Genomic DNA, 12,749 nt, shown 5'->3' with positions numbered 1-12,749 from the left:
TGCTCTCGCGTCGCAGCGACTACGACCGATATGTCTCGGATTGCTTGCGGCCGGAATGGGCATGGCCGGCCGGACAGTCGATGCCCAGACGATCAACCTGACGAGTGGCAGCCCAAGGTATGTACTGACGGGTAACCAGACGGTCTCGGCCGTCACGGTCGGCAATAACGTCAATGGCGTGATAACCGGGCCAGGCTACACACTGACGTATACCGGCGCTACGACCGGCTTCATTTTGGGTGGCACATCGGCGACCTCGCGTATGCAGCTCGATATGACCGGGTTGACGAACTTTGTTTTCAACAACCCCACGCAAACGTTCATCGTGAGCGGGCGCAGCAATACCGGAGCCGGCAGTGGAACGCTCTTTCTTGCGCAGAGCAGTAATGCCATTACAACGTCATCATTCAGCGTAGGCAGCGTAGCAAACGGCGCAGGCGGTGCGTTCCAGAATCTCGGTACCGTACGCCTCGGCAAAAGCAACAGCATCAACGCCGACACAATCAATGTGGGTACGGCATCCAGAACCGGTGGCACGCTATCGTTTCAGAGCAGCACCGGGGATGCGACATTGGCATTGCGCGGTGTCGATGGAGCCAGCCCTGTCGCCAACTGGAATATCGGTATCAACGGTACCGGTAACGCGAACACTTCAGGCACCGTCGATCTCAGTGGAGGGACGCTGGATGCGAAAGTGACCAACCTGACGATCGGCGAATCGAGAAGCGGCTCATTTTCAGGTGTTGGCGCCTTGACGCTGGACAAGGGCACGCTGGACGCAACCTCGATCGTGCTCGGATTGCGCGATGGCACAGCCGGAACCGGCTCGGCGTCGGGCACCCTGACTATCAACAATGCGACCGTCACCACACAGACCCTCACACTCGGCAGCGACGCACGCGCGGCCGGCACGGCGACGGCGACGCTGAATCTAAATGGCGGCGTGCTACTGGCGCAGACGATCCAACCGGGTGCCGGTGGCGGAACCCGCAACTTCAACTGGAATGCCGGAACCCTCGGCAACTATGCAGAGGGTTCCGATATGACGGTGTCGATACCCAGCATCACGCTGGCCGGTACCGGCAATCGGATCTTTGATGTCGATGGCGTCGATGCGACCGCCACGGTGAGCTCGGTGTTGAGCGGTGCCGGAGGATTCACCAAGATCGGCCCCGGCACGCTAGCTCTGACCGGCGCCAGCACGTACGCAGGCGGTACGACGGTTACCGGTGGCCTGATCAATTTCGCGACGCTCGACAACCTCGGTGCGGGCAACATCACGCTCGATGGAGGCGGCCTGCAGTGGGCGGCAGGCAGCACGGTCGATGTTTCCCCGCGATTGAATCCTTTGGGAGCGGGTGGCGCGACATTCGATACTCAGCTCAATGACGTCACGCTTGCCAGTGTGCTGACCGGCCCCGGGCAGCTGATCAAGAACGGGCAAGGTGCATTGACGCTGACGGCCGGCAATACCTACGCGGGTGGCACCACCATCAACGCCGGTCAATTGCAGTTGGGCGATGGCGGAACATCCGGAAGCATTGTCGGTAATGTCGTAGACAATGCTTCGCTGCAGTTCAATCGCTCCGATGCCGTTACTTTCGATGGAACCATTTCAGGCAGCGGTAGCTTGTCTGTCGCAGGTTCGGGTGTCACCGTGTTGACGGGTGACAACACGTTCACCGGCGGAACCACGATTGAGCAAGGCTCCGGTGGACTGCAGCTGGGTAACGGCGGCAGTACCGGCAGCGTGGTCGGCACGATCCTCGACAACAGCTCGCTGAGTATCGATCGCGCCGATACGTTGACCCTTTCAAGCATGATCTCCGGTAGTGGCTCGCTGGCGCAGACAGGCACGGGCACCACGATTCTCGCCAGCGACAATACCTATACGGGCGGCACCGCGATTAACGCCGGCGTGCTGCAACTGGGCCATGGCGGTACGACCGGCAGCGTTATCGGCAATATCACGGACAACGGCACGCTGGCGTTCAACCGTTCCGATGACCTGACCTATTCGAACATCATCAGTGGCACCGGCGGCGTCGACCAACTCGGGCCGGGAACAGTGCGTTTCAGCGGCGATCAGACGTATGCCGGGCCGACCCGGATAGTGGCGGGTACCCTTGCAATCGATGGTTCGATTCAGTCGAACACGGTAACGGTGGCGCCGGGCGCGACCTTGTCGGGCTTTGGCGTGATCGGCGGCGATGTTCAGAACCAGGGCCGGGTGTGGCCTGGCAATCCCGTCATTGGCGACACTCAGTATGGCTCGTTGACGATACGCGGCAACTACGTCGGCCAGGGTGGTGTGCTTGAACTGAACACGTATATGGGGGGCGACGATTCGCCATCGGACCGATTGATCATTGACGGCGGTGCGGTGACAGGATCGACGACAGTGATCGCGCACAACACGGCCTCGACGATAGGCGAGACCACCGGTAACGGTGTTCTGGTGGTATCGGCGATCAATGGTGCAACAACAACGACCGACGCGTTCAAGCTCGCCGGCGAGCTGCGTAGCGGCGCACTCGATTATCGCCTGTTCCGTGGTGGTGCCGATGGCAGCAATGTGGACAGCTGGTATCTGCGCAACGAGTTCGTCGTTCCGCCCGAGCCGCCGGGTCCTCCGGAAGAGGTGCTGCCCATCGATCCGCCGGTTGAACCCGTGTTGCCTCCCGGCGTGTATCCGATCATCGGTCCACAGATCGCCACCTACAGTTCCGTGATGCCGGTGGCGCGCGATCTGGCGCAATTCGAACTGGGTACGTTGGACCAACGCATCGGAGACAGCGCGCTGATGGCATCGGAACATGCCGATAGCGATCACGGACCGTCCGTGTGGGCACGCGTATTTGCCAACAGTTTCAACCACAGCTACCGGTCTTTTGCTGCGCCTCGGGCCGATGGCGACATGTATGGCATCCAGGTCGGTGCCGACCTGTGGCAGGGCGAATGGATATCGGGCCATGCCGATCGGATGGGAGCTTACCTGGCTTACGGTAGTGCCGGCGCGGATGTGCGCGGACTGGTGACCAACGACGAAGCCACCGGCTACGAGATGCAACAGACCGGCACATTGAGGCTCTACGCCACCTCGTTCGGCGCCTATTTCACGCATTACGGCCCAGGCGATTGGTATGTGGACGGCGTGGTGCAGGCGACGAGTTATCGCGGTCGTGCCAATACATCCAATACCAGCCTCGATACCAGGGGTACCGATTTGCTCGGCTCGCTGGAGGCAGGCTATCCGTTTCCGTGGGCCGCGCTCGGTCCAGGTTTCGTGCTCGAACCGCAGATTCAGGTGATCTGGCAAAAAAGCCGCTTCGGTTCCGGCGACGATGGCCTGGGCGAAGTCGCGCTGGGCAGCGCCTATGGCAATACGGGTCGCGTCGGGCTGCGTGGCAAGTGGTCATGGACCACCGCCAGCGGACAACGCTGGCAGCCCTATGTCGCGGTGAACTGGTGGCGCGACTGGGGCGCGCGGGCGACCACCGGCTACGACGATCTGGGCTCGGTGCCGGCGGTTGTTCAGGCGAGTCGTGTCGAATTGTCGGCCGGTGTCACCGCGCGTTTGACGGCGCGTCTGACCGCTTATGCATCAGGCGGCGGCCAGATGGCGGTGAGGCGCACGACGAATACAAAGCGGGACAGTCTGTATGCGAATGCGGGGCTGCGTTGGACCTGGTAGTGATGGCGACGCATCATTCCTCGCCTTGACTACTTCTTCTTTGCGCAATCGCAGCCAACATCCGGCGCCGGCCCGCCCTCGGCGATAAACCGGTCGATGCGCTTCTCCAGTACAGGCAACGGTACCGACCCCAGCGCCAGCACCGTGTCGTGGAAATGCCGAATGTCGAATTTCGGCCCGAGATCCTGTTCGGCTTTCTTGCGCAACTCCAGCAACTTCAAGTAACCCAGTTCGTAACTCAACGCCTGCCCGGGCCAACTGATGTAGCGATCGACCTCGTTGGCGATCTCGCGATCGGACAAGGCGGTGTTCTGCGTCATGTAGTCGATCGCTTGTTGGCGCGTCCAGCCAAGGTGATGGATACCGGTATCCACCACCAGGCGGCACGCGCGCCACATCTGGTAAGTGAGATAGCCGAAGCGTTCGTAAGGCGTCTTGTAGATGCCCATCTCGTTGCCGAGATACTCCGAGTACAAACCCCAGCCTTCACCGTAGGCGGAGATATAGCCATTGCGACGGAAGTCGGGTTGGTCGTGCTGCTCCTGGGCGAGCGCGAGCTGCAGCGAATGGCCTGGCATGGACTCGTGCAAGGTCAGTGCAGGCATGTTGTAGAGCGGGCGCGAGGGCAGGTCGTAGGTATTGACCAGGTACGTGCTCGCGCCGCCGCGGCCGGAGGTGTAGTAGGGCGCGATATCGTCGGGCACCGGCACGATCGCGAAACGCTGGCGCGGCAGACGGCCGAAGTAGTGGCCCAGTTGCGCATCGACCTGCTTGGCCACCCAGGCGGTGCGCATCAGCAGCTCATCGGGCGTCTTGGCGTAGAACTGCGGATCGGTTCGAAGGAAATGCAGGAAGTCGGCAAAGCTGCCCTTGAAGCCCGTCTCCTGCATGGTCTTGACCATCTCGTCATGCAGCTTGGCGACCAGGTTCAAGCCCACTTCGTGCACTGCGCCAGGCGTGACGTCGAGCGTGGTGTATTCGATGATCTGCTGGCGATACCAAGCCTCGCCGTCCGGCATCTTTTCAGCCGCCAGCGTGGTGCGCGCCTTGGGCACGTACTCGTTGCGAAAGAAAGCGAGCAGTTGCGCGTAGGCTGGAATGATCTTGTCGGCGATCAGCGCCCGCGCCTGCTTGCGCAGTTGTTCGGCATCGACGGGCTCGATGTTGTCCGGCAGCTTGAGGAAAGGCTTGTAGAAGCTGCTCTGGGTCGGATCCTTCAGTTCGGCCACCGCGGCGATCGACACATCGCGACCGTTGAGCACCTCGCGCGGCACGCTGAAACCTCGCGCCAGACCATCGCGCATATTGTCGATCTCCTGCGAGAAGTATGCAGGGACCTGGCCGAGCCGATCGAGATAGCTGCGGTAATCCTTGAGGTTATGCAGGTTGTCGCTGTCGAGCTCGTAACCGACGTCACTCCAGAACGCCGAGTCGCTATTGAACGGCATCTGCCACTGCTTGAACTGCTGGGCCGCCAGCAGGTTCTGGATCTGTGCGCGATACACCGCGTAGTTGATCTGCTCTTCCGGCGACAGCTGCTTTACATCGATGCCGTCCAGCTGCTTGAGCACCTGCTGCCACTCGTTCTGTCGCTGCACCTGGCTGGCGGCATCGACGCGATCGAGCCGACCGTTGTTGACCTGTGTCTCGCCCGAGGTCTGTACGCCGGCCTGGCCGTTGCGCCACGCCCATTCTTGCGTATAGATCTGACGAAAGCGTGCATCGGTGTCATGCGTGGCATCGGCAAAGGCAGGTGCGGCGAGCGCCAGGGTGACGGTGAGCCAAAGCGCGCTACGGTGCAGATTCTTCACGATGCGGATTCCCCAAGGACCATGCGATCACCACGATGCGATCACGACAATACGATCAATCATCGCATTATTCCCGGAACAATCCTCTCACTCCATCGCTGTGTATTCGTTCTGCACCGAACGCAGATACGCAGCAAGGTTGCGCCCGTCCTGTTCGACGAAGCGTTCGTCCAGATGGCGGCATTCGGCGATGCGGTCGGGGCGGAAATTACGGAAATCGCTGCGTAGCCGGCACCATGCGCCCAAGGTCCACGCGCCGCCCCAGAACGACAGGCACAGCGGCTCGATCTCGCGCGAACTGCTGCGACCGCCTTCGTCGCGATACTCCAGTTGCAGGACCTGCGACGTGGCGATGGCCTGATGCAGGCGGTCGATCAGTCCGGCGAAATCCGATGCCTGCTTGCTACGCCAGACCGGCGCGTAGATACGCGTATGCGCGGCGCGCTCGCGCAACTCGGGCGGCAGCACGGCCTCGATTTTCAGCAGCGCGGCCTTGGCCCCTTCAGCCAGCCGTTCGCCGGCGAATGCGCGGACAAAGCGCGTGCCGACCACCAGCGATTCGAGCTCGTCGGCGGTAAACATCAGCGGGGGGATGTCCGAGCCCTTGCGCAGCACGTAGCCGACGCCGGCCTCGCCTTCGATCGGCACGCCCGATAGCTGCAGGTCGGCCACGTCGCGGTAGACCGTACGCAGCGAGACGTCGAGCGTCTCGGCGAGCTGCCGCGCCGGCAAGGCGGTGCGGCGCCCGCGTAAGGCGTGAATGATAAGAAAGAGGCGGTCGGCGCGTCGCATGCACGCATCATGACCGATCCGCGGTCGCAGGGCTTGCGACACAGGTCATGGGTACGGGTCGGCCGCCTCGTCATGGCTACAGGTGCCTCGTCTCGGCCGGCGGGTTCTGCCAGTTGTCGTTGCGGCCGTCCGAATAGTGCACGGGCGAGGCTGCCAATTCGGCATCCGACGCATTGTCCAGCGAGGCGACGTGGATCGAGATGAAATCGCCGCCGAGAACCTCCAGATGCCCGCGGCCGAACGCATGTACGCCGCAGTGCTTGCAGAACAGGTGATGCATGCTCTGCGTATTGAACTGATAATGGCTCAATGCTTCTTCGCCAGTCAGCATGCGAAACGCATCGGGCTTGACGATGGTGCCCCATTGCCTGGTCTTGCCGCAGTACGAGCAGTTGCATTTGCCGGTGCCTGCGGCCAGGTCGAGATCGGTTTCGAAACGGACCGCGCCGCAATGGCAGCTGCCTTGATAAGTCTTGATCATGGATTTCCCTTGGAGCGATGCCGAAACCATCCGGCGGTAAGTGCGAGCAGCAGCATGCGCCGCTGCGGTAGTCGTGTTTCGGATGTGGTGGCCGGCAGCCGGTATTGGCCTTCGACCATCATTCCGCGCAGTTGCATCGGCCGGTAGGCCGTCATCAACGCGCGTTGCCATGCCTTGCCCATGACGCCCTCCTTCAGGCCGCCGCCTGCCCGCTGCCCAACCACGGCGGCGGTACGGCAAGCTTGAACATGCGATACCAATGCTCGCGATCCATCGGGCTGTACAGATCCAGTGCCCGGATCACTTCGCGTCCGAATTCCACGCTACCCAGATGACTGGCGGTGATCACGCCGCCGTCGGCCACGGCCAGTGCGCGATCGTCGTAACGGCCCTGGCCGTGGTATTGCGGCACGTGCGTGGCGATCTGGCCCGGCCAGCTGGCGGTGTGGCGACGCGCTTCGAGCAAGCCCACACGTGCCAGTGCCAACACGGCGTTGTCGATAGCCGCCAGGGTCACGCCCTGCTCATGCATCCGGGCAATGGCCGCCAGTGCGCTCTCGCTCTGGCGTCGCTCCCATAGATGGCCACCAGGCAGGATCAGCAAGGCGGCGTCATCGGCATCGAGTTGTTCCAGGGTCAGCTCGGGCAACATGCGCAGCCCGCCCATCGACACCACCGGTTGCATCGAGAAACCGACGGTGCGCAACTGCCAATCGCCGGGGCGACGGATTTCGCACAGCGCCAGCGCGGCCTGCCAGTCCGCAAATCCTTCAAAAGCCAAGAAATAAACCGTGTCTCGCATGACCTCTCCCTCCGCTGATGTTGAGATCATGGAGGGGGGCTGCTGCCAACGTGTTGTCAGTAGGGAATGGTCCGGGGAGCATCCAGTCCCGTCACCCCAACCCCCTTCCCCCGCAGAGCCAGGGGAGAGGGTTGGGGAGAGGGGGCCTCTCGCATCAACTGGCAGCATTCAGTCCCACCAGCGACAATACGCATCCTTCTTCCATCGGGCCGACCATGAAGTCCATTTCCCTCATCCAGTTCCTGATCGAGGAACGCCGCGCCGGTCACATCAATAACGAGCTGTCGTTGCTGATCGAGGTGGTGGCGCGTGCCTGCAAGCGCATTGCCGTAGCGACGAACAAAGGCGCATTGGGTGGTGTACTGGGCAACGCCGGCAGCGACAACGTGCAGGGCGAGGCGCAGAAGAAGCTGGATGTGATCTCCAACGAGATCCTGCTCGAGGCCAATGCCTGGGGTGGCCACCTGGCCGCGTGCGCTTCGGAGGAAATGGAGGATCCGCAGCAGATCCCGGACATGTACCCGAAGGGCAACCACCTGCTGTTGTTCGATCCGCTGGACGGTTCGTCGAACATCGACGTCAATATCTCCGTCGGAACGATTTTCTCCGTGCTGCGCTGCCCCGATGGCGTGACCGAGCCGAAGATGGAGCACTTCCTGCAGCCGGGGACAACCCAGCTCGCGGCGGGTTATGTGGTCTATGGCCCGGCGACCTTGCTGGTGCTGACCTTCGGGCACGGCACGCACGAGTTCACGCTGGATCGCGAAGTCGGCAGCTTCATCCTCAGCCGCCGCGATATCCGCATCCCGAACGAGACGGCCGAGTTCGCCATCAACATGTCCAACCAGCGCCACTGGGAAGCGCCGATGCAGCGCTATATCGGCGAGCTGCTGGCCGGCAAGGACGGTCCACGCGGCAAGGATTTCAATATGCGCTGGGTGGCCTCGATGGTGGCCGACGTGCATCGCATCGTGACCCGTGGTGGCGTGTTCTTCTATCCGCTGGACGCCAAGATCATGTCCAAGGGCGGCAAGCTGCGCCTGATGTACGAGGCCAACCCGATGGCGTTCATTGTCGAGCAGGCCGGCGGCGCGGCGACCACCGGTCGCGAGCGGATCATGGAGCTTCAGCCGCATGGCCTGCACCAGCGCGTGCCGGTATTTCTCGGCTCGAAGCAGGAAGTCGAGGTGGCCACGCACTATCACCAGCAGGCCGACGGCGCCAAGGCGTAATGACCGCCGATTTTATCGAGGTCTATGAAGACGCCCTCAGTGCCGCGCAATGCGCGGCACTGATCGACGCGTTCGAAGCCAGCGGGCAGGCGGTGGACGGACAGGTCGGTGGTGGTGTCTATCCGCAGCTCAAGCGTTCCAGCGATATCACGATCAGCGGCAAACCGGGCTGGCGCGATAACGAAGTCACGTTGAACCTCGCCATGTTGGCGGGACTCACCGCGTACCTGCGCCGCTATCCCTATACCTTGATTGCTCCCCTGATGCTGCAGGTACCGGGTTCGGACGGCCAGCTGCGCCGCCTGCAGGCCGATGACATCGCCAGCATGAGCGATGCAGAGCTGGGCGCGTTGGCACGGCAGGTCTTCATGCCGGGCGATATCAACCTGCAGCGTTACCGTGCCGACCAGGGCGGCTATCCGTACTGGCATTGCGAGTTGTTCCCGCGCCATGCCGACGCGCAGACGTTGCATCGGCACCTGTTGTGGACGATTTACCTCAACGACGCGTTCACCGAAGGCGAAACCGAGTTCCTGCACCAGAATCGCAAGGTGGCGCCGCGTCGCGGCAGCCTGCTGATCGCGCCGGCTGCATTTACCCATACCCATCGCGGCAACCGGCCACGCGGGGGCGACAAATACATCGCCACCAGCTGGATCCTGTTCAAGCGCGCCGAGCAGCTCTACAGCTCTTAACGGCCGGCAACGGGCGCGAATACGCCCGGGTTTTGCCATCTATGCGGAGCGGACCGGCCATTACAATGCCGCGCGCTTCCCCTTTTTCCATGAGTGATCCATGAGTCCTGCCGCTTGCGCACGTCGTTTGATGCCTTTGCTCGCCGTCGCGCTGATCGGCGGCTGCGGCGTGCTCGGCCATAAGAAGCCACCGCCGCCAACCACCGCAGCGGTGGTAACGCCGGTAAAGCTGCGTATCGGCCTGGCGCTGGGCGGCGGTGCCGCAAAAGGCTTTGCGCATATCGGCGTGATCAAGATGCTCGAAGCCAGCGGCATTCATCCGGACGTGGTATCGGGCACCAGCGCCGGTAGTGTGGTCGGTGCGTTGTACGCCAGCGGCATGGATGCATTCCAGCTACAGGAGCAGGCGTTTTCGCTGGACGAATCGAAGGTTCGCGACGTGCGTCTGTTCTCCGGTGGCCTGGTGCAGGGTCAGAAGCTGCAGGACTACGTCAACCAACTGGTCGACAACCGTCCGATGGACAAACTGAAACTGCCCTTCGCCGCGGTATCGACGGAACTGGACACCGGTCAGCGCGTGGTCTTCGTGCGCGGCAATACCGGCCAGGCGGTGCGTGCGTCCAGCAGCATCCCGGGCGTGTTCGAGCCGGCCGTGATCAACGGCAAACGCTATGTCGACGGCGGTGTTTCCAGCCCGGTACCGGTAGATGCGGCACGCCAGCTTGGCGCCGACATCGTGATCGCGGTGGATATCTCGACCAAAGCGGCGGACAACAAACCCGACGGCATGCTCGGCACCATCGGCCAGTCGATCAACATCATGGGCGAGAAGCTCGGTGCGCAGGAGCTGGCGCGCGCCGATGTAGTGATCCGGCCCAAGGTCGGCGGCATCGGTGCGACCGCTTTCGAGCAGAAAGACAGGGCGATCCTGGAAGGCGAGCGTGCCACCCTGGCGGCGATCCCGGCCATCCGCGCCAAGATCGCCGAGCGTGAGGCACTGCAGCATGCAGCGATGCCTGCAACCGCCAAGCCTTGAGTTTCAAGGATTTTTCAGCGGGCATTGCAGATCGTAACTTCCTGGACTTGGATCGAGCCAAACCAAGCTGCTAGCGTGTCGACTTTCGTCCGTCCCACGAGATTCGACCATGCCTCGATCCGCTCGCTTGCTACCGGCGCTGCTGGCCTTTTGTGTCACCAGCGCATTTGCCACGCCCGATGTTCCGGCTGCTGCCAACAACGGCACCGACCCACGCATCAACGACTTGCTGGTTGAGCTTGCCAAGTCGCAGCGCATCGACGAAAGCGAGCTTTCTCCCGATGGCCGCCTGCTGGCCTGGGTTCGCCACAAGGACAAGCACGCCCAGATCGAATTGGCGACGGCGAACGGTAGCGGCGTGCAGCAAATCGGCGTGGGCAATGCGGCCGACTGCAACGGCAGCGCCATTGCCTGGTCGCCGGATGCGCGCCAGTTGGCCTTCATCGCCGACTGCGTCAGCAAGCCGGCCAGCGGCAATGGTCCAAGCAAGCACGACAAAGGCGTCTATGTTGTCGATGCAAACAAGGCCGGCGAGAAGCCGCGCCGGCTCGGCACGCTCAACGGTTACGCGCACGCGCTGACCTGGTCGCCGGATGGCAAGAAACTTTCGTTCCTCTACGTTGAAGGCTCGGACCGTCGCGCGAGCGCCACGGCCGCAGCGGATCCTTCGGTCGGCGAGATCGGCGTCGACAATATCGTCGAACAGCGCATCGCGACGCTGCCGGCCGATGGCGGCACGATCGAGCAGGTCACGCCCGTGTCGCTGCACGTCTATGAATACGCCTGGTCGCCCGACAGCAAGCGCTTTACCTATACCGCAGCGCCGCCGCCCGGCGACAACAACTGGTGGATCTCCAAGCTGTATGTGCAGAACGCGATCCCGGGTACCGCAAACACGGTCGTCGTCGACCCGGCCACCGTCAGCGGCCCGTTGCACGGCTTGCAGATGGCCGTGCCGCGCTTCTCACCCGATGGCAACCGCATCGCTTTTATCGGTGGCCTGATGAGCGATCAGGGTGCGACCGGCGGCGATATCTACAGCACCGCCGTAAGTGCCAATGCCACGCCGACCAATCTTACGACCGGCACGCACGTCACGCCGGTATGGTTCAGCTGGTCCGGCGCCAACCAGTTGGTGGTGTCGCAGGTCAGCAACGGTCAGAGCGAGGTCGCCGAGTATGCGGTGACAGCCAGCACGGCCAAGCCGACACGCACGTTCTTCACCGTGCCCTCCAGTATCGGCAGCGGCGATCTGTCGATGTCGCTCTCGCTAAGCCGCGACAACAAGCAGGTCGCCTTTGTGCAAAGCGATTACGCGCATCCGGCCGAAGTACACGCAGGTGCACTCGATACGCAGGCGCCGCCGGCCGTGACGTCGATCAACGCCGCGCTCAAGCCGTCGTGGGGCAAGGCCGAATCGGTGGAATGGGATAACGAGGGTTTCCACGTACAGGGTTGGCTGCTGTATCCGGCCAACTACGATCCGTCCAAGTCGTATCCGATGATCGTTACCGTGCACGGTGGCCCGTCGAGTGCGGTGATCCCGCGCTGGCCGGGGGTTGGTTTTGGCGGCGCACCGCTCTCCGCGCTGGGCTACTTCGTGTTCATGCCCAACCCGCGTGGCAGCTATGGCCAGGGCCAGGCCTTCACGCAGGCCAATCGCAAGGATTTCGGCTATGGCGACCTGCGCGACATCCTTGCCGGCGTCGATGCGATTGAAAAGAAACTGCCGGTTGACGACAAGCGCCTGGGCCTGACGGGCTGGAGCTATGGCGGCTTCATGACGATGTTCTCGGTGACCCAGACGCAGCGTTTCCACGCCGCCGTGGCCGGCGCCGGCATCTCCAACTGGCAGAGCTACTACGGCCAGAACCTGATCGATCAGTGGATGACGCCGTTTTTCGGTGCGTCGGTCTATGACGATCCGAAGGTGTACGCAAAGAGCTCGGCGATCAATTTCATCAAGCAGGCGAAAACCCCGACCCTGATCGTGGTCGGCGAGCGTGACGCCGAATGTCCCGCACCGCAGTCGTTCGAGTTCTGGCATGCGCTGCGTGCGCAGAATGTGCCAACGTCGCTGGTGGTGTACCCGGGCGAGGGCCACGGTTTCGTCAACCCGGCCAACCAGCGCGATGTGTTGCAACGTGCGCTGAGCTGGTTTGGCAAGTATCTACCGCCGACCAACTAACGCTCCCGTGACTCCAAG

Annotated in this window: 10 protein-coding genes; 5 read left to right on the top strand and 5 right to left on the bottom strand. The window is 62.5% G+C overall.

Translation table 11 applies throughout. The annotated features are described in order from the left end of the window. Window positions 1-61: 61 nt before the first annotated feature. On the top strand, window positions 62-3,694 hold the full coding sequence (locus ACZ6WW_RS10730; protein ID WP_465274189.1) for an autotransporter outer membrane beta-barrel domain-containing protein: 3,633 nt from the start codon (window positions 62-64) through the stop codon (window positions 3,692-3,694). Between the two features lie 29 nt (window positions 3,695-3,723). On the opposite strand, the gene ACZ6WW_RS10725 is transcribed toward ACZ6WW_RS10730, so the two are convergent. From ACZ6WW_RS10725 to ACZ6WW_RS10705, 5 genes are all read right to left on the bottom strand, one after another. After that, window positions 3,724-5,505: a DUF885 domain-containing protein gene (locus ACZ6WW_RS10725; protein ID WP_465274188.1), complete on the bottom strand. Its 1,782-nt coding sequence runs from the start codon at window positions 5,503-5,505 to the stop codon at window positions 3,724-3,726. Window positions 5,506-5,592: 87 nt separating this feature from the next. Continuing rightward, entirely contained in the window at window positions 5,593-6,297 is a 705-nt protein-coding gene (locus ACZ6WW_RS10720; RefSeq protein ID WP_281851211.1) for a helix-turn-helix transcriptional regulator, read from the bottom strand. Between the two features lie 76 nt (window positions 6,298-6,373). Then, on the bottom strand, window positions 6,374-6,778 hold the full coding sequence (locus ACZ6WW_RS10715) for a GFA family protein (protein WP_465274187.1): 405 nt from the start codon (window positions 6,776-6,778) through the stop codon (window positions 6,374-6,376). Beyond that, window positions 6,775-6,960 (bottom strand): hypothetical protein, encoded by a 186-nt coding sequence (locus tag ACZ6WW_RS10710; RefSeq protein ID WP_465274186.1) that lies wholly within the window; start codon window positions 6,958-6,960, stop codon window positions 6,775-6,777. Before ACZ6WW_RS10710 ends, ACZ6WW_RS10715 begins: the two co-directional genes overlap by 4 nt. Window positions 6,961-6,971: 11 nt before the next feature. Continuing rightward, entirely contained in the window at window positions 6,972-7,580 is a 609-nt protein-coding gene (locus tag ACZ6WW_RS10705) for a DJ-1/PfpI family protein (protein WP_465274185.1), read from the bottom strand. 215 nt (window positions 7,581-7,795) lie between these two features. Here ACZ6WW_RS10705 and ACZ6WW_RS10700 point away from each other — a divergent pair, with 215 nt between their 5' ends. From ACZ6WW_RS10700 to ACZ6WW_RS10685, 4 genes are all read left to right on the top strand, one after another. Beyond that, window positions 7,796-8,812, top strand: a complete 1,017-nt coding sequence (locus ACZ6WW_RS10700; RefSeq protein WP_281851215.1) for a class 1 fructose-bisphosphatase — start codon at window positions 7,796-7,798, stop codon at window positions 8,810-8,812. Beyond that, the gene (locus tag ACZ6WW_RS10695; protein ID WP_465274184.1) at window positions 8,812-9,507 is read left to right on the top strand and encodes a 2OG-Fe(II) oxygenase; all 696 of its coding nucleotides are present in this window, start codon (window positions 8,812-8,814) and stop codon (window positions 9,505-9,507) included. The genes ACZ6WW_RS10700 and ACZ6WW_RS10695 overlap by 1 nt, the downstream gene beginning before the upstream one ends. Window positions 9,508-9,607: 100 nt before the next feature. Beyond that, window positions 9,608-10,543: a patatin-like phospholipase family protein gene (locus ACZ6WW_RS10690; protein WP_281851217.1), complete on the top strand. Its 936-nt coding sequence runs from the start codon at window positions 9,608-9,610 to the stop codon at window positions 10,541-10,543. A gap of 109 nt (window positions 10,544-10,652) precedes the next feature. Further along, on the top strand, window positions 10,653-12,731 hold the full coding sequence (locus ACZ6WW_RS10685) for a S9 family peptidase (RefSeq protein WP_465274183.1): 2,079 nt from the start codon (window positions 10,653-10,655) through the stop codon (window positions 12,729-12,731). Window positions 12,732-12,749 lie beyond the last annotated feature (18 nt).

It is taken from the genome of Dyella sp. NPDC103356, assembly GCF_055584465.1.
This window is presented reverse-complemented; position numbering and strand designations above follow the sequence as displayed.

What these genes read in the sequence shown, in the direction of transcription:
- ACZ6WW_RS10730 (WP_465274189.1), top strand. Translation starts at nt 62, where the DNA reads ATGGCCGGCCGGACAGTCGATGCCCAGACGATCAACCTGACGAGTGGC.
- ACZ6WW_RS10720 (WP_281851211.1), bottom strand. Translation starts at nt 6,297, where the DNA reads ATGCGACGCGCCGACCGCCTCTTTCTTATCATTCACGCCTTACGCGGG.
- ACZ6WW_RS10715 (WP_465274187.1), bottom strand. Translation starts at nt 6,778, where the DNA reads ATGATCAAGACTTATCAAGGCAGCTGCCATTGCGGCGCGGTCCGTTTC.
- ACZ6WW_RS10710 (WP_465274186.1), bottom strand. Translation starts at nt 6,960, where the DNA reads ATGGGCAAGGCATGGCAACGCGCGTTGATGACGGCCTACCGGCCGATG.
- ACZ6WW_RS10705 (WP_465274185.1), bottom strand. Translation starts at nt 7,580, where the DNA reads ATGCGAGACACGGTTTATTTCTTGGCTTTTGAAGGATTTGCGGACTGG.
- ACZ6WW_RS10700 (WP_281851215.1), top strand. Translation starts at nt 7,796, where the DNA reads ATGAAGTCCATTTCCCTCATCCAGTTCCTGATCGAGGAACGCCGCGCC.
- ACZ6WW_RS10695 (WP_465274184.1), top strand. Translation starts at nt 8,812, where the DNA reads ATGACCGCCGATTTTATCGAGGTCTATGAAGACGCCCTCAGTGCCGCG.
- ACZ6WW_RS10690 (WP_281851217.1), top strand. Translation starts at nt 9,608, where the DNA reads ATGAGTCCTGCCGCTTGCGCACGTCGTTTGATGCCTTTGCTCGCCGTC.
- ACZ6WW_RS10685 (WP_465274183.1), top strand. Translation starts at nt 10,653, where the DNA reads ATGCCTCGATCCGCTCGCTTGCTACCGGCGCTGCTGGCCTTTTGTGTC.